Origin of the sequence: Oharaeibacter diazotrophicus (assembly GCF_004362745.1) — a bacterium.
Taxonomy (GTDB): domain Bacteria; phylum Pseudomonadota; class Alphaproteobacteria; order Rhizobiales; family Pleomorphomonadaceae; genus Oharaeibacter; species Oharaeibacter diazotrophicus.
Map to the genome: position 1 here is coordinate 1,033,278 of NZ_SNXY01000006.1, position 15,954 is coordinate 1,049,231.

General features: G+C 71.3%; 15 protein-coding genes and 1 pseudogene. 9 read left to right on the plus strand and 7 right to left on the minus strand.

Translation table 11 applies throughout. The annotated features are described in order from the left end of the window. The first annotated feature begins 106 nt into the window (after positions 1 to 106). Entirely contained in the window at positions 107 to 781 is a 675-nt protein-coding gene (aat, locus tag EDD54_RS04865; protein ID WP_126536053.1) for a leucyl/phenylalanyl-tRNA--protein transferase, read from the plus strand. A gap of 259 nt (positions 782 to 1,040) precedes the next feature. On the opposite strand, the pseudogene EDD54_RS23725 reads toward aat, so the two are convergent. Both EDD54_RS23725 and EDD54_RS04875 read right to left on the minus strand, forming a co-directional pair. Further along, positions 1,041 to 1,442 (minus strand): annotated as a pseudogene (locus tag EDD54_RS23725) (DUF2155 domain-containing protein); the annotation flags it as partial. A 108-nt stretch (positions 1,443 to 1,550) separates the two neighbouring features. After that, complete coding sequence (locus EDD54_RS04875; protein WP_126536049.1) at positions 1,551 to 2,495, minus strand: nucleoside hydrolase; 945 nt, start codon at positions 2,493 to 2,495, stop codon at positions 1,551 to 1,553. A gap of 117 nt (positions 2,496 to 2,612) precedes the next feature. Here EDD54_RS04875 and EDD54_RS04880 point away from each other — a divergent pair, with 117 nt between their 5' ends. After that, positions 2,613 to 3,926: an MFS transporter gene (locus tag EDD54_RS04880; protein WP_245515639.1), complete on the plus strand. Its 1,314-nt coding sequence runs from the start codon at positions 2,613 to 2,615 to the stop codon at positions 3,924 to 3,926. Between the two features lie 10 nt (positions 3,927 to 3,936). On the opposite strand, the gene EDD54_RS04885 is transcribed toward EDD54_RS04880, so the two are convergent. Further along, positions 3,937 to 4,713 (minus strand): SDR family NAD(P)-dependent oxidoreductase, encoded by a 777-nt coding sequence (locus EDD54_RS04885; protein WP_126536045.1) that lies wholly within the window; start codon positions 4,711 to 4,713, stop codon positions 3,937 to 3,939. A 40-nt stretch (positions 4,714 to 4,753) separates the two neighbouring features. Beyond that, a complete protein-coding gene (locus tag EDD54_RS04890) occupies positions 4,754 to 5,398 on the minus strand; it encodes a ChrR family anti-sigma-E factor (RefSeq protein ID WP_126536043.1) in 645 nt (214 codons plus the stop codon). Between the two features lie 252 nt (positions 5,399 to 5,650). Here EDD54_RS04890 and EDD54_RS04895 point away from each other — a divergent pair, with 252 nt between their 5' ends. The 3 genes from EDD54_RS04895 to sseA all read left to right on the plus strand — a co-directional run bounded on the left by EDD54_RS04895 (position 5,651) and on the right by sseA (position 8,430). Beyond that, complete coding sequence (locus EDD54_RS04895; RefSeq protein WP_126536041.1) at positions 5,651 to 6,688, plus strand: cysteine synthase A; 1,038 nt, start codon at positions 5,651 to 5,653, stop codon at positions 6,686 to 6,688. Between the two features lie 93 nt (positions 6,689 to 6,781). Then, positions 6,782 to 7,519, plus strand: a complete 738-nt coding sequence (locus tag EDD54_RS04900; RefSeq protein ID WP_126536039.1) for an alanyl-tRNA editing protein — start codon at positions 6,782 to 6,784, stop codon at positions 7,517 to 7,519. Between the two features lie 59 nt (positions 7,520 to 7,578). Next, complete coding sequence (sseA, locus tag EDD54_RS04905; RefSeq protein WP_126536037.1) at positions 7,579 to 8,430, plus strand: 3-mercaptopyruvate sulfurtransferase; 852 nt, start codon at positions 7,579 to 7,581, stop codon at positions 8,428 to 8,430. 25 nt (positions 8,431 to 8,455) lie between these two features. On the opposite strand, the gene EDD54_RS04910 is transcribed toward sseA, so the two are convergent. Further along, positions 8,456 to 9,148 (minus strand): DUF502 domain-containing protein, encoded by a 693-nt coding sequence (locus EDD54_RS04910; protein ID WP_245515640.1) that lies wholly within the window; start codon positions 9,146 to 9,148, stop codon positions 8,456 to 8,458. A 228-nt stretch (positions 9,149 to 9,376) separates the two neighbouring features. Here EDD54_RS04910 and EDD54_RS04915 point away from each other — a divergent pair, with 228 nt between their 5' ends. Beyond that, a complete protein-coding gene (locus EDD54_RS04915) occupies positions 9,377 to 9,733 on the plus strand; it encodes a YbaN family protein (protein WP_126536035.1) in 357 nt (118 codons plus the stop codon). Between the two features lie 166 nt (positions 9,734 to 9,899). Continuing rightward, a complete protein-coding gene (locus EDD54_RS04920; RefSeq protein WP_165644423.1) occupies positions 9,900 to 10,730 on the plus strand; it encodes an SPOR domain-containing protein in 831 nt (276 codons plus the stop codon). A gap of 22 nt (positions 10,731 to 10,752) precedes the next feature. Here the strand turns inward: EDD54_RS04920 and nrdR are convergent, their stop codons facing one another. Then, a complete protein-coding gene (gene nrdR, locus EDD54_RS04925) occupies positions 10,753 to 11,223 on the minus strand; it encodes a transcriptional regulator NrdR (protein WP_126536031.1) in 471 nt (156 codons plus the stop codon). A 216-nt stretch (positions 11,224 to 11,439) separates the two neighbouring features. On the opposite strand from nrdR, the gene EDD54_RS04930 reads away from it, so the two are divergent. Beyond that, complete coding sequence (locus EDD54_RS04930; RefSeq protein ID WP_126536029.1) at positions 11,440 to 12,006, plus strand: hypothetical protein; 567 nt, start codon at positions 11,440 to 11,442, stop codon at positions 12,004 to 12,006. A 79-nt stretch (positions 12,007 to 12,085) separates the two neighbouring features. Here the strand turns inward: EDD54_RS04930 and glyA are convergent, their stop codons facing one another. Next, positions 12,086 to 13,390, minus strand: a complete 1,305-nt coding sequence (gene glyA, locus EDD54_RS04935) for a serine hydroxymethyltransferase (RefSeq protein ID WP_126536027.1) — start codon at positions 13,388 to 13,390, stop codon at positions 12,086 to 12,088. Positions 13,391 to 13,715: 325 nt separating this feature from the next. Between glyA and EDD54_RS04940 the strand changes: the two genes are divergently transcribed. Beyond that, positions 13,716 to 15,908, plus strand: a complete 2,193-nt coding sequence (locus EDD54_RS04940) for an esterase-like activity of phytase family protein (protein WP_126536025.1) — start codon at positions 13,716 to 13,718, stop codon at positions 15,906 to 15,908. The last annotated feature ends 46 nt before the right edge of the window (positions 15,909 to 15,954 follow it).

The following is a 15,954-nucleotide window of genomic DNA, read 5'->3' on the forward strand; positions in this document are numbered from 1 at the left end:
CCGTCCGGGGACCCGGTCGCCCGGGTCCCCGTGAGGGGTGCGCCTTGCCTGGCCGTACTGCACGGCCCTCGAAACCGTCGCCGTCCTCGCCTATCCTGACCGGGCCATGACCAGCCGCGACGACCTCGCCTTCAAGATCACGCCGGAGATCCTGCTCAAGGCCTATGCCGTGGGCATGTTCCCGATGGCCGAGAGCGCCGAGGATCCCTCGCTGTTCTGGGTCGAACCGGAATGGCGCGGCGTGCTGCCGCTCGACGACTTCCACCTGCCGCGCCGGCTCGCCCGCACCGTGCGCCAGGACGTCTTCGAGGTGCGTGTCGACACCGACTTCGAGGCCGTCATCGACGGTTGCGCCGCCCCGGCGGTCGGTCGCCGCAAGACCTGGATCAACGGCCGCATCCGCCGGCTCTACGGCGAGTTGTTCCGCCGCGGCCACTGCCACACCGTGGAAACCTGGCAGGACGGACGGCTGGTCGGCGGGCTCTACGGCGTCTCGCTCGGCGGCGCCTTCTTCGGCGAGAGCATGTTCTCGCGCCGCAACGACGCCTCCAAGGTCGCGCTGGTCCATTTGGTCGCACGGCTCCGGGCCGGTGGCTACCGCCTGCTCGACACCCAGTTCATCACCGACCACCTCGCCCAGTTCGGCACCGTCGAAATCCCGCGCGAGATCTACGCCATCCGCCTCGAGGCCGCCGTCCAGGACCGCGCCGACTGGCGCGCGCTCGGCGAGAGCGTGGACGGACGGACGGCGCTGGCGGCTCTGGCGGACGAGGCTCGATAGCAGCGTCGCCGCGAACCGGTACCCGAGCGTCTCGACCTCAGTCCAGGATCTCGCCGTTGCCGCCGGCGTCCGGATTGGCCGGCTCGTCGCCGGTGGGGGGCACGTCCTCTTCGATGGCGCCACCGGGCGGAATCGGCGGTTTGTCGCGCGGGACGGGCACGCCACCGACCATGTCCGCGCCGACCGGCGCCTCGGGCGCTCCGGCGGCACCGGACGCGTTCGCCTCGTTGGGCTTCGCCTCGCGGGCGGCGCCGCCGGCACGTTCGCCGGGCGGCGGCACGTCGCTCTCCTGGCGGCAGTCGTTCAGCCAGACGTCGTAGACCGGGTGCTCGACGGCGTTGAGGCCGGGGCTCGCCGCGAACATCCAGCCGGTGAAGATGCGCTTGATCTGGTTGTCGAGCGTGATCTCGTCGACCTCGACGAAGGCGTCGGTCTGGGCCGGCTCGGTCGGCGGACGGTCGTAGCAGACCCGCGGCGTCACCCGGAGCGCGCCGAACTGCACGGTCTCGTCGATGTAGACGTCGAAGGTGATGATCCGGCCGGTGATCTTGTCGAGGCCGGTGAACACCGCGACCTTGTTGGCCACCTTCTCGGCGCTGGCGGGCGTGACCGTGGAGCCGGCGACGAGCGCGGCGAGAAGGGCTGAGCGGAGCGGCGTCATCGGGCGGGCGGTCGATTCCCCGGAGCACATTGCCGCCGGTGGTTATCACCGGCGGCCTCGGATGGAAAGCGACCCGACACCGCAAATGCGGCGCGGGCGCGGCGCGCCTCAGGGCAGGCGGCGGAAGGCGTCGAGGATCAGCGCGAAGAAGCCGTCGGCGTCGACCTTGGTGATCCACGTCGTGTTCTTCTTGCGGCCCGTCACCGCCCAGCGGTCGACCACCGTCTGGCCGAAGCAGAGGCCCGGCGTGGTCTCGACCTCGACGTTGACCAGCTTGCCTTCGAAGAGATCGGGCGCCAGCAGGTAGGCGATCGTCGTGGGGTCGTGCAGCGGGCCGCCGTCGGAGCCGTATTTCTCCTCGTCGTAGCGCTCGTAGAACGACAGCAGGCCGGTGAAGGCCTCGGCGCAGCGGGTGCCGAGCGCGGCGAGGTCGGCGAGCCAGGCCTTTCGGATCAGCGCCCGGTGGGTGACGTCGAGCGACATCGCCACGATCTCGGCACCGGACGCGAACACCCGCGCGGCGGCGTGCGGGTCGACGTAGATGTTGAACTCGGCCGCGGGCGTCACGTTGCCGCCCTCGATCTGCGCGCCGCCCATCAGCACGATCCTGTCGAGCCGGGTCGCGATCCGCGGCTCCTTGGCGAGCGCCAGCGCCACGTTGGTGAGCGGGCCGAGCGGGCACAGCGTCACCGACTTCTCCGGCCGGCTCATCACCGTCTCGACGATCCAGTCGGGCGCGAACTCGGGCCGGAGCGCGGTGGTCGGCTCGGGGAAGACCCAGCCGTTGAGGCCGGTCTCGCCGTGGACGTACTCGGCGGTCTCGAGCTGCACCACCAGCGGCGCGGCGGCGCCGGCGAACACCGGCACGTCGGTGCGGCCGGCGAGTTCGAGGAGCTTCAGCGCGTTCGTCGCGGTGTAGGCGAGGCCGACGTTGCCGGCGACGGCGGTGAGGCCGAGCACCTCCAGCGCGTCCGTGTTGCCGAGCGCGAGCATGATCGCGACGGCGTCGTCCTGGCCGGGATCGGTGTCGATGATGATGGAGCGCGGGGCCATGAATCCCTCCGTTGACGGCGCGCATCGAGGAGCGCGACCCTATTCGTTGGAACCGGTTCCGCCAACCGGGTTTCGCGGCCGGGCTGATCCGCGGCCCGGCGCCGACGTATGCCGGGAATGACCGTCTCCCGCGCCCGCCTCCTCGCCTACGCCCTGCCCGCCCTTCCCTTGGCGGTGCTGACGCTGCCGCTCTACATCGTGGTGCCGACGTATTACGCCACGGCGCTCGGCGTGCCGCTCGCGGCCGTCGGACAGGTGCTGCTGGCGGTCCGGGTGCTGGACGCGCTGTCCGATCCGGTGGTGGGGTTGCTGGCGGATCGCACGCGGCCGCGTTTCGGTCGGCGCCGCACCTGGTTCCTGGCGGCGGCACCGGCGACTGCACTCGCGGTCTGGCTGGTGTTCGTGCCGCCGGCGGGGGCGGGGGCGTGGTGGCTGTTCGTCTTCGGCACGCTGCTCTCGCTCGCCTCGACCGCCAGCCTCGTGCCCTACTGGGCCTGGGGCGCGGAACTCTCGACCGACTATGCCGGCCGCAACCGCGTCGCCGCCGCGCGCGAGACCGCCGTAGTGATCGGAACGCTGGTCGCGACCGCGGCCCCCGCCGCCGCCGAGGCCGCCGGCGGCGACGCCGGCACGGCCCTCGTGGTGCTGGCGATCCTGGTCGCGGTCGCCCTGCCCGCGACGGCGCTGGTCGCCGTCCTCGCCCTTCCGGAGCCGCGCGAGCACTCGCGTCGGCGGCTCGATCTCCGCTCCGGCCTCGTCGCGCTCGGCCGCAACGGACCGTTCCTGCGTCTCCTCGCCGCCTATGTCCTCAACGGCTTCGCCAACGGCCTGCCGGCGACGCTGTTCCTGTTCTTCGTCGGCACGGTGCTGGAGGCGCCGGAGCGCGCCGGTCTGGTGCTGTTCGCCTATTTCCTCGCCGGTGTCGCGGCGGTGCCGGTGGCGCTCGCGGCCGCCGCCCGCTTCGGCAAGCACCGCACCTGGTGCGCCGCGATGCTGTTCAACGCGGCGGTGTTCGCCACCGTGCCGCTGCTCGGCCCCGGCGACGTCTGGATCTTCCTGGCGATTTCCGTGGCGACCGGCCTCGCCCTCGGCGCCGACCTCGTGCTGCCGGCCTCGATCCAGGCCGACGTGATCGACCTCGACACCGCCGAGACCGGCGAGCAGCGCACCGGCACCTATGTCGCGGCCTGGGGGCTCGGCACCAAGATCGCGCTGGCGCTCGGCGTCGGCATCGCCTTCCCGGTGCTCGACCTCGCCGGCTTTCGGACCGACGGCGGCCCGCAGACCGATCTCGGCCTGACGACGCTCGCCCTGCTCTATTCGACCGTGCCGGTGCTGGCCAAGCTCGGCGCCGTCGCGCTGATGTGGCGCTTCCCCGTCGACGCCGCCGCGGTGGCGCGGCTGCGCGACGCGATCGAGCGATCCGCGTGACGGCGCGGCCTCAGCGCTTCGGCCTCGTACCGTATCCGACCAGCGGGAAATAGAGCGCGTAGGGCAGGTTGTTGAGGAATTTCAACATGAAGGCGAAGCGCTTCGGGAAGGTGATCTCGAAGCGGCCGCCGGCGAGACCCTTCACGATCCGCTCGGCGGCTTCGTCGACCTTCATCAGGAACGGCATCGGGAAGTCGTTGCGATCGGTCAGCGGCGTCTCGACGAAGCCAGGGTTGATCACCTGCATGACGATGCCGAAGCGGTCGAGGTCGAACTTCAGGCCTTCGGCGAACTTGATCAGCGCCGCCTTGCTGGCCGAGTAAGGCGCCGCGCCGGGCAGGCCGCCGTAGCCGGCGACAGAGGCGACGATCGCGATCTGGCCCTTGCGGCGCTTGCGCATCGGCACGAGCGCCGGCACCAGCGCGTTGACCGTGCCGTTCCAGTTCACCGTCATCGTCGCGGCGACGCTCTCGACGGTGAGGTCGCGCGCGCCGGTGCGGACGTAGGTGCCGGCGTTGAGGAGCGCCAGCGCCACCGGCCCGACCTCGGCCTCGATGCGGCGGACGATCGCGGCCATGGAGTCGGCGTCGGTGACGTCGCCGGCCATCGGGCGGATCCGCCCCTCGGGTGCCTCGGCGGCGAGCGCGGCGAGCTTGTCGGCGCCGCGGGCGGTCGCGACCACGGTCCATCCGGCCGCCGCGAGTTTCAGCGCGACGGCGCGGCCGATGCCGGTAGAGGCGCCGGTGATCCAGGCGACGCCGTCGGCGGGCGTGACGGGGCGCGGCATGGCTGTCTCCGAGAAGTATGGTCGGGGCCGGCCCGGCCGGTCAGCCCCGAATGAAGGGGTTGATCAGGCGGCCGAAGCGGCCGGTCAGGCGCAGCGGGGCGTCGGTGACGGCGAAGCAGATGCAGTCGCCGTCCTCGTCGGCCACCGGGACGTGGTCGACGCTGGCGTCGTTGATCGAGATGTCGCCGCGCTCGTAGGAGCCGAGGGCGTCCGAGAAGCCGCCTTCGAGCACCAGCGTGACCTCGCCGCCGTCGTGGGTGTGCGAGGGGATCTTGCGGCCGGCACCGATCCAGAACAGGCTGGTCTTGAAGCCGTCGAAGTCGCCGACCTTGTACTCGCGCAGACCCGGCAGCTTGGTCTTCCACGGGATGCCGTCGACGTCGTGGCCGACGAAGCGCAGGATCGAGGCGGGCAGGCGGCCGGTGGGCTTGGCCGGCTTCGGCGCCGTGACGGCGGCGGGAGACGCGAAGATCGCCGCGAGGCGGGCATCGCGGTTCGCGATCGCGACGGGCGGGGCCTCCTCGACGGCCCGTCCGGACAACGTCTCGAGATCGGAGACGAAGCGGCGGCTGACGGGCGACAGCTCCAGATGGCCGGCCACCAGCGCGGACAACGGCGGCGGCAGCGTGCCCGCCGCATAGCCCGCGAGGAGCGCGTTGAGTTCCTGGTCCTGGTTCGGCGCCATGGGCGAAGAGAGATCCCGATCAGACCGGCCCGACCGGTCGGGCGGCATCATAGGTCGAGTTACGCACGAGCGGCAACGATGGATCACCGCGACCGCTCGACGTTTCGACGAGGCCCGAATGTGACGAACGTCCCGTGCGGCAGCTTCGTTCCGGAACCCGAACCCACCGGAGCGCCGTTCGGCGCAATCGCTTTGCTTGATCCCCCGCCCCGCGGCTTCTAGCTTCCGGCCCTTGGAGAGCCCGTTTCGGAGATCGCGATGAACCGCACCGTCCTCGACCTCATCGGCAACACGCCGCTGGTCCGCCTCGCCCGCGCGTCGGAGGAGACGGGCTGCGAGATCTACGGCAAGTGCGAGTTCCTCAATCCCGGCCAATCCGTCAAGGACCGCGCCGCGCTCGGCATCATCCGCGCGGCAATGGCCGAGGGCCGGCTCGAGGCCGGCGGCACCGTCGTCGAGGGCACGGCGGGCAACACCGGCATCGGCCTCGCGCTGGTGGCGAGCGTGCTCGGTTTGAAGACGGTGATCGTCATCCCCGAGACCCAGTCGGAGGAGAAGAAGCAGGCGCTCCGCCTGATGGGCGCCGAGCTGATCGAGGTACCGGCCGTCCCTTACCGCAACCCGAACAACTACGTGAAGCTGTCCGGCCGTCTCGCCGAGCAGCTCGCCAGCACCGAGCCGCACGGCGCGATCTGGGCCAACCAGTTCGACAACGTCGCCAACCGGCAGGCGCACATCGATACGACCGCGCGCGAGATCTTCGAACAGACCGGCGGCAAGGTCGACGGCTTCGTCTGCGCGGTCGGCTCCGGCGGCACGCTCGCCGGCGTCGGCATCGGGCTGAAGGCGCTGAAGCCGGACGTGAAGATCGGCCTCGCCGATCCGCACGGCGCCGCGCTCTATTCCTGGTACACCGCCGGCAAACTCGAAGCCGAGGGCTCCTCGATCACCGAGGGCATCGGCCAGGGCCGCATCACCGCCAACCTCGAGGGCGCCCCGGTCGACTTCGCCTGCCGCATCGCCGACGAGGAGGCGGTCTCGATCGTGTTCGACCTGATGGAGCACGAGGGCCTCTGCCTCGGCGGCTCCTCGGGCGTCAACGTCGCCGGCGCCAAGGCGCTCGCCCGCGAGCTCGGGCCCGGGCACACCATCGTCACCATCCTCTGCGACTACGGCCACCGCTACGCCTCCAAGCTGTTCAACCCGGCCTTCCTGAGTTCCAAGTCGCTGCCGGTCCCGCCCTGGCTCGCCCGCCGCCGCGATATCGCGGTGCCGTTCGAGACGGTCTGATACCCCCGCGACGGCACGCCCCGCCCCGCGGAGGTTGAAACCGACGGCGTTTCCGGGGAAGCTCCGCCGTCCCTTCCGCCGGAGTCGCCCCCGATGACCGAAGCGCTCTTCCGCGACGACGCCTATCTCGCCGCCGCCGAGGCGCGGGTGGTGTCGGCCGGTGCCGACGGCATCGAGCTCGACCGCTCGATCTTCTATCCGAACGGCGGCGGCCAGCCCGGCGACACCGGCTCGCTGGAACGCGCCGACGGCGAGCGGATCGCGGTCGCGGGCACCGTCTACACCGACGGCCGCACCCGAATTCTGCTGGTGCCGGGCGAGGGCGCCGTCCTGCCGGCACCCGGCGAGGTCGTGGTCCAGCATCTCGACTGGGCGACGCGCTACCGCCACATGCGGATGCACACCGCGCTGCACCTGCTCTCGGTCGTGCTACCCTACCCCGTCACCGGCGGCCAGATCGGCGCCGAGGAGAGCCGGCTCGACTTCGACATGCCCGAGGGCGGCATCGACCGTGCCGCCGTCACCGCGGCGCTGATGGAGCACGTCGCCGCCGACCTCGCCGTCACCACCGAGTGGATCACCGACGCCGAGCTCGAGGCCAACCCCGGCCTCGTCAAGACCATGAAGGTGAAGCCGCCGACCGGCTCCGGCCGGGTCCGGCTGGTCAGGATCGGCGACACGCTCGACCTGCAGCCCTGCGGCGGCACCCACGTCCGTTCGACCGCGGAGATCGGCGAGGTCCACCTCGCCAAGGTCGAGAAGAAGGGCCGCATCAACAGGCGCGTCCGCCTGCGCTTCGGCCCCCTGCCCGCCGACCCCGACGCCGCCTGATCCCGGCGCGCCCCGCGCCCCGACCACACGAGACGCCCGACCGACGAGGAGGAGCCCCCATGCCGACCACCCGTGCCGACGTCCTGGTCTCCGTCGACTGGCTCGCGAGCCACCTGAAATCGCCCGACGTGGTCGTCGTCGACGCCAGTTGGCACCTGCCGACGGCGGGCCGCGACGCCCACGAGGAATATCTCGCCGGCCACATCCCCGGCGCGGTGTTCTTCGACATCGACACCATCGCCGACACCGGCTCCGACCTGCCGCACATGCTGCCGCGCCCGGAGGTGTTCTCGAGCCGGATGCGCAAGCTCGGCATCGGCGACGGCCAGCGCATCGTCGTCTACGACAGCCTCGGCCTGTTCTCGGCGCCGCGGGTGTGGTGGACCTTCAAGGTGATGGGCGCGCGCGACGTCGTCGTGCTCGACGGCGGCCTGCCCGCCTGGACCGAGGCCGGCCACGACGTCGAGAGCGGCCCGGTGCGCCGGCCCGAACGCCATTTCACCGCCCGGCTCGACAATTCCGCCGTCCGAGACCTCGCCGCCATGAAGGCGATCGTCGCCGACGGCTCGGCCCAGGTGGTCGACGCCCGCGGCGCCCCCCGCTTCCGCGGCGAGGCGCCGGAGCCGCGGCCGGGCCTTCGCGGCGGCCACATGCCCGGCGCTGCCAACGTGCCGTTCGACCGGGTGATCGCCGACGGCCGACTGAAGGATCCCGCGGCCGTACGCGCCGCCTTCGCCGAGGCCGGCGTCGACCTCGACCGGCCGATCGTCACCTCCTGCGGCTCGGGCGTCACCGCCGCGGTGCTGACCATGGCGCTCGCTACCGCCGGCGCCCGCGCGGTCACGCTCTACGACGGCTCCTGGACCGAATGGGGCGGCCGCGACGACGTACCGGTGGTCGGCGGCGCGTGACGGGGGACGGGCCAGGCGTCGGCGCTCAGACCGTCGCGTCCTCGGGCGAGCGCGCCGGCTCCGCCTGCGGCGGCAGCGCGACCGGGGCCGGCTTCGGCGCGAACGGGCCGGCCGGCTGGTCGCCGGTGACGAGGCCGAAGGAGATCACGAGCTTGGCGGCGTCCTCGACCGACATGTCGAGGACGCGGATCTGATCGGGCCGCACGAACAGCAGATAGCCGCCGGTCGGGTTCGGCGTCGTCGGCACGTAGACGGTGAGCAGGTCGGTCGACTGAAGTTTCTCGGCCACCTCGCCCTTGGTCGGCGCGGCGACGAAGGCGATGGTCCACACCCCCTCGCGCGGGAACTCAACCAGCACCGCCTGCTTGAACGACGACCCGCGCTCGGCCAGCACCGAGGCGAAGATCTGCTTCAGGCCCTTGTAGATGTTGCGCACCAGCGGCATGCGCTGGAGCATCGTCTCGGAATAGCCGAACAGGGTGCGGCCGACGATGTTGGCGGTGAGGAAGCCGATCAGGGTGATCAGCACCAGCGCGACGATGACGCCGTAGCCCGGCACCGCGAACGGCAGGTAGGTGTCGGGGTTGTAGGCCGACGGCAGGTAGGGTTTCACCCAGCTGTCGACCCAGGACATGATCGCCCAGCTGAGATAGAGCGTGATGCCGGCGGGGCCGGTCACCAGCAGTCCGGTGAGAAAATAGTTCCTGAGCCGACCCACCGTGACAGACCTCTATCGTGCGCCTCGTCGCGAGCCGACACCACGATCCGGGCGGAAGTTCGATCGTCCGTTGCGGTGCAGCACGGGTTCCGATCATAGTGCGCTTCCGTGAACCCGCCATGGCCGATTTCGTTCGATCGTGCGAGTGTGCCGACGCTGCGCGCCCCGGAGGGATTCGAGCCTGCAGCCTCCGGGGCGGAGCCGGGAACCGGGACGACCGAGCGGATCATGCGCCTCCTCTATCTCGCCGCCGGCTTCCTGTTCCTCGCGCTCGGCATCATCGGCGCGCTGCTGCCGGTGATGCCGACGACGATCTTCCTGATCCTGGCCGCCGCCGCCTTCGCCCGCTCCTCTCCCCGCCTCGAGAAGAAGCTGCTCGACCATCCGCGCTTCGGCCCGGCCCTGGTGCGCTGGCGCGAGCGCGGCGCCATCGCGCCGGGCGCCAAGCTGATGGCCTCGGCGGGCATGGCCGTCGGCTATGCCGGCTTCCTCGCCGGAGCGCGGCCCGGGCTGCCGGGCACGGTGGCGGTCGGCCTCGCCATGGCCGCCTGCGGCATCTTCGTGCTGACCCGCCCCGACAGCTGAAACCGCCACGGGACACCGCGACGGCCCGTGCGGCGCATCATTCCCGGGGAATAGCGTCGCCGGCGGCGGTCGCATCGTGTGGCGAGCCTTGAGAGAATCAGCCGACTTCCCTCAGATGACAGGAGAATTGGCCAACTTCCGGAGCGGATCCGGACGAGGACTTGCCGTGAAGGGCCACGCCCACGATCCGTTCGACGACCTCGGCAGCGAAAAGCCGGGCCCGAACGTTGTCGTGCTCGCCGTCTGGGCGGGCATCGCCGGCCTCGCCGCGGTCGCCGCGGTGACGGCGATGGTGTTCGGCATCGGCGAACGGCCGGTGGTGGCGCCGACGCTTGCCCGGCAGGAGATCCCGCGGACCGCCCCCGTCGCCGCCCCGGCGACCGCGCCCGACGTCGGCGTCCGATTCGCGGCGGCCGCACCGGCCGAGGGTGGCCGATCCGACGTCACCACCCTGCCCGACGGCACCACCACCGACGTCGCCGGCGAAGTGGCACGGCTGCGCGTCGAGAACGCCGCGCTAAGGCAGTCGTCGGACGTGCTGCGCAACCAACTCGCCATCCTGTCGGAGCGGATCGAGCGCCTCGAGGGCAAGTTCGGCGCACTGACCGGCAGCATCGATCCCGCCCCGGCGGTGCCGCGCCTCCGACCGGCGGAGACGGTCCCGCCGGTGACGACCACCGGCCGCGACGTCGCCACCACGCGCGCCACGGTCACGGCGGCGCCGCGCACCGAATTCGGCATCGAGCTTGGCAGCTACGGCGATCTGACCGCGGTCAAGGCGGCGTGGCGGCGCCTGCTCGCCGACAAGCCGGACCTGTTCGGCGACCTCGAGGCCCTCGCAACCGTCCGCGACCGCGGCGGCGCCACCGAGCTGCTGCTCGTCGCCGGCCCGTTCACCAACGCCGCCGACGCGGCCGACCGCTGCACCCGCGTCGAGGACGCCGGCCTCGCCTGCCTGCCGGCCTTCTACCTCGGCCAGGCCCTCGCGATCCGCTGAGGGTCGGCGGTTCGGGCCGGGATCAGTCCCCGCGCCGCGGGAGATCGCCGGCGAGTTCGTGGATGACGCTCGAGAAGTCCTTGGCCTCGCTGAAGTCGCGGTAGACCGAGGCGAAGCGGACGTAGGCGACGTCGTCGAGGTTCTTGAGGCCCTCCATGACGAGTTCGCCGATGCGCTCGGCCGGCACCTCCGGCTCGCCCGCGCTCTCGAGCTGACGCACGATGCCGCTGACCATGCGCTCGACCCGCTCCGGCTCGACCGGCCGCTTGCGGAGCGCGATTTGTACCGAGCGCACCAGCTTGTCACGGTCGAACGGCACGCGCCTTCCGGAGCGCTTGACCACGGTCAGCTCGCGCAGCTGCACGCGCTCGAAGGTGGTGAAGCGGCCGCCGCAGGCCGTGCAGACCCGCCGGCGCCGGATCGCGGTACCGTCGTCGGTCGGACGGCTGTCCTTCACCTGGGTGTCCTCGTTGCCGCAATAGGGGCAGCGCATCGAGCGGTCCTTGTCCGCCGGCCGGGAATCGGTCGGCGCGTGGCGCGCATGATAGACCGCCGACGCCCCCGGGCGGGAGTCCGTCCGGCCCTCCCCGGACGGGGATCACGGAAACCAAGCCGCGCTCGACGGCGGACCGCGGCCCGTGCCATCGTCCGCCCGGCGCGCCCGGCCGGTGCGCGCATCGCTCCAACCGGATCCGACGCAACAGCCACCATGCCGAAGACGCTCGCCGCCCTTGCCCTCCTCCTCGCCGGAACCGCCGCCGCGGTCGCGGCGACGCCCGCGGTCGCCCCGGTCGAGAAGATCGTCGCCGTCATGTACGCCAACTGGGGCAACGGCGATCCCGGCGCCACGACGCCGGACGGCGTCGACGCCGACTATTTCGCGCCGGCCCTGCTCGACGGCGTCTACAGCGCCCGGATCGCCGCGCTCTACCGCGAGGCCGCCAAGCACCCGGCCTTCGACGTCGAGGACGACGCCACCGGCTCGCCGTTCGACTACGACCCGATCGTCGGCGGCCAGGACGGCTGCCCGCTCGAGGACCTCAAGGTCGCGCCCGGCGCCACCACGGCCGGCCGAACCGAGGTCGTCGTCACATTCAAGAACATGCGCTGCTTCGAGGGCAACGACGCCGCCACCCGCGAGCACGTCTCGCGTCGCGTCTTCGTGGTCGTCACCGAGAACGGCCACGCGGTGGTCGACGACGTCGTCCTCGACGACACCGACGCCTCCGACACCCTCTCCAAGCGCCTCGCCGAGATCGCCGCCCTGCCGCAGTGAGCCCCGCGCCCGGAACGACGAAGGGCGCCGCGGTGGTCCGCGGCGCCCCTTTCGCGTCGTTCGGTCGTGCGACCGGCGATCAGCCGTAGATCGGGAAGCGGTCGGTCAGCGCGCGGACGCGCTCCTTGACCGCGGCCTCGACCGAGCCGTTGCCCTCTTCGCCGTTCTCCTTCAGGCCGTCGAGGACGGCGAGGATCAGCTGGCCGACCTCCTGGAACTCGGCGACGCCGAAGCCGCGCGAGGTGGCGGCCGGGGTGCCGAGGCGGATGCCGGAGGTGATGGTCGGCTTCTCCGGGTCGAACGGCACGCCGTTCTTGTTGCAGGTGATGTCGGCGCGGCCGAGCGCGGCTTCGACCGCCTTGCCGGTCAGGCCCTTCGGGCGCAGGTCGACCAGCATCAGGTGGTTGTCGGTGCCGCCCGAGACGATGTCGACGCCGCCGCGGCGGAGCGTTTCGGCAAGCGCCTTCGCGTTCTCGACCACGTTCTTGATGTAGAGCTTGAATTCGGGCTTCAGCGCCTCGCCGAAGGCCACCGCCTTGCCGGCGATGACGTGCATCAGCGGGCCGCCCTGCAGGCCCGGGAACACCGCCGAGTTGATCTTCTTGGCGATGTCCTCGTCGTTGGTCAGCACGAGGCCGCCGCGCGGACCGCGCAGGGTCTTGTGCGTGGTCGAGGTGGCGACGTGGGCGTAGGGGAACGGCGAGGGATGAAAGCCGGCCGCGACCAGACCCGCGAAGTGGGCCATGTCGACCATCAGGTAGGCGCCCACCTCGTCGGCGATCGCGCGGAAGGCCTCGAAGTCCCAGACGCGGCTGTAGGCCGAGCCGCCGGCGATGATGATCTTCGGCTTGTGCTCGACGGCGAGCGCGCGGACCTGATCCATGTCGATGCGGTGGTCCTGCGGACGCACGCCGTAGGCGACCGCGTTGAACCACTTGCCCGAGAGGTTCGGCTTGGCACCGTGGGTCAGGTGGCCGCCCGAGGCGAGGTCGAGGCCGAGGATGGTGTCGCCCGGCTTGGCGAGGGCGAGGAACACCGCCTGGTTCGCCTGCGAACCCGAGTTCGGCTGCACGTTGGCGAACTTGCAGTCGAACAGCTTGGTGACGCGCTCGATCGCCAGATTCTCGGCGATGTCGACGAACTGGCAGCCGCCGTAATAGCGCTTGCCCGGGTAGCCCTCTGCGTACTTGTTGGTGAGCACCGAGCCCTGGGCCTCGAGCACGGCCTTGGAGACGATGTTCTCCGAGGCGATCAGCTCGATCTCGTGCTGCTGGCGGCCGAGTTCCTTGGCGACCGCGGAAGCGATCTCCGGATCCGCCTCGGCGAGCGAGCGGTCGAAGAAGCCGGAGGTGAAGTTCGCATCGGCAGACTGGGTGCTCGACATCTCTCGTGTCCGTTCGATCGGGGGCCGCGCGGGGGCCCGTTGGTCCCGTGGCCGGACGGGCCGGTTCCGTCGGTCGATACCATGCGGGCGGAGAACCCGACAACCGGCATCCCGACGCGGACGGCCGCCATTTGCGCCATGGCGAACGGCTAGCAGCGCCCCCGCGCGCTGTCGCTTCAATGTTGCTGCGGGTCGCCTTCAGCCAAATTTGCGAAGCCCGCGCCGGACCGTGGAAATCCGCGGCTCGCCGACCGTCATCGCCCTGTCGTCGAACGCCGGAACAAGGGACGTGTCAATTCGTCACCCGCCACCGGAGACACTCCCGATGACCCGGACGACCCTTCGCGGCGCCCTCGCCCTGGCGTTGCTGTCGACCACCGCGATCGCAGCCGGCGCCGCGCCCGTCTTCAACCGCGTCGCCACCTTCGAGGTTACCGACAACCTCCCCGAGGACGCCCGCGGCAAGCCGTCGGTCGCCGAGATCGTCTCCGCGACCGCCGACGGCAACACGCTGGTCTACACCGACAGCCCGCAGCAGGGCGTCGGCATCGTCGACATCACCGATCCCGCCGCGCCGAAGGCCGCCGGCTTCGTCGCCCTCGGCGGCGAGCCGACGTCGGTCAAGGTCGTCGGCGGCAAGGCGCTGGTCGGCGTGGTGACGTCGAAGAGCAAGGCCGAGCCGTCGGGCCACCTCGCGGTGGTAGACATCGCCTCGAAGACGGTCGAGTCCACCTGCGACCTCGGCGGCCAGCCGGACTCCGTCGCCGTCTCGCCCGACAAGGCCTACATGGCGATCGCGATCGAGAACGAGCGCGACGAGGAGGTCGCCAAGGGCGATCTGCCGCAGCTGCCGGGCGGCTTCGTCGCCGTGCTGAAGCTCGACGGCGGCCTGCCGGCCTGCGCCGGCCTCGCCAAGGTCGACGTCACCGGCCTCGCGGCGGTCGCGCCGGAGGATCCGGAGCCCGAATTCGTCTCGATCAACGGCCGCAACGAGGCCGTGGTGACGCTGCAGGAGAACAACCACCTCGTGGTGATCGACCTGGCCACCGCCAAGGTCGTGAACCACTTCTCCGCCGGCACGGTGACGCTCGAGCAAGTCGACACCGAGAAGGACGGCGTGATCGACCTCTCGGGCACGAAGAAGGACGTCGCCCGCGAGCCCGACGGCGTCGTCTGGCTCGACGACGACCGCTTCGCCACCGCCAACGAGGGCGACTGGAAGGGCGGCACCCGCGGCTTCACCGTCTGGAACAAGGACGGCACCGTCGTCTACGAATCCGGCGCGTCGCTCGAGCACGAGGTGGTCGCGCTCGGCCACTACAACGACAAGCGCAACAAGAAGGGCATCGAGATCGAGGGCGTCGAGGCCGGCAGCTTCGACGGCGACCGCCTGCTGTTCGTCGCCTCCGAACGCGCCTCGGTGGTCGCGGTCTACCGCGACGGCGCCACGCCCGAACTCCTCCAGATCCTGCCGTCGGGCATCGGTCCCGAGGGCGTGCTGGCGATCCCCGCGCGCAACCTCCTCGTCACCGCCAACGAGACCGACCTCGTCGAGGACGGCGGCGTGCGCGCCCACGTCATGATCTACGCCCGCGCGGAGGGCACCCCGGCCTATCCGACCATCCACTCGGCGAAGACCGCCGACGGCCTGCCGATCCCGTTCGGCGCGCTGTCGGGCCTCGCCGCCGACCACGCCGAGGCCGGCAAGCTCTACGCCGTCTCCGACTCGGTCTATTCGACCGGCCGCATCCTGACGATCGACGCCAAGACCACGCCGGCGACGATCACCGGCGCGCTCACCGTCACCCGTGGCGGCAAGCCGGCCGAGAAGCTCGACCTCGAGGGCATCGCCACCCGCGACGGCGGCGGCTTCTGGCTGGCCTCGGAAGGCAACCCGAAGAAGGAGCTCAAGAACCTCCTGCTGAAGGTCTCCGCCGAGGGCGCGATCGAGGAGGAGATCGAACTGCCGGCCGAGATCACCGCCGGCATGACCAACTACGGCTTCGAGGGCGTCACCACCACCGGCGCCGGCGCGGACGAGACCGTCTGGCTCGCGGTCCAGCGCGGCTGGGAGTCCGATCCGAAGGGCACCACCAAGCTGCTGTCCTACAAGCCGGCCACCAAGGCCTGGGGCGTGGTGCACTACCCGCTCGACGCCGCCGCCGAGGGCGCCTGGGTCGGCCTGTCCGAGGTCACCGCGGTCGGCGACCGCCTCGTCCTGATCGAGCGCGACAACCAGATCGGCCCGAAGGCGCGTCTGAAAGCCCTGACCTCGGTGTCGCTCGCCGGCCTCGTGCCGGCCGCGGTCGGCGCCGCCGAGATCCCGACCGTGACCAAGACGGCTGTCCGCGACCTCGTGCCCGACCTCGCCGCCTTCCACGGCTTCGTGGTCGACAAGGTCGAGGGCTTCACCGTGGACGCGGCCGGCGATGCTTATGTCGTGACCGACAACGACGGCGTCGACGACAGCTCGGGCGAAACCTACTTCCTGAAGCTCGGCAAGCTTCCGACGCCCTGATCGGCGCCGATACGACCGACGACCCGACGGGGCGCGCCGAACCACG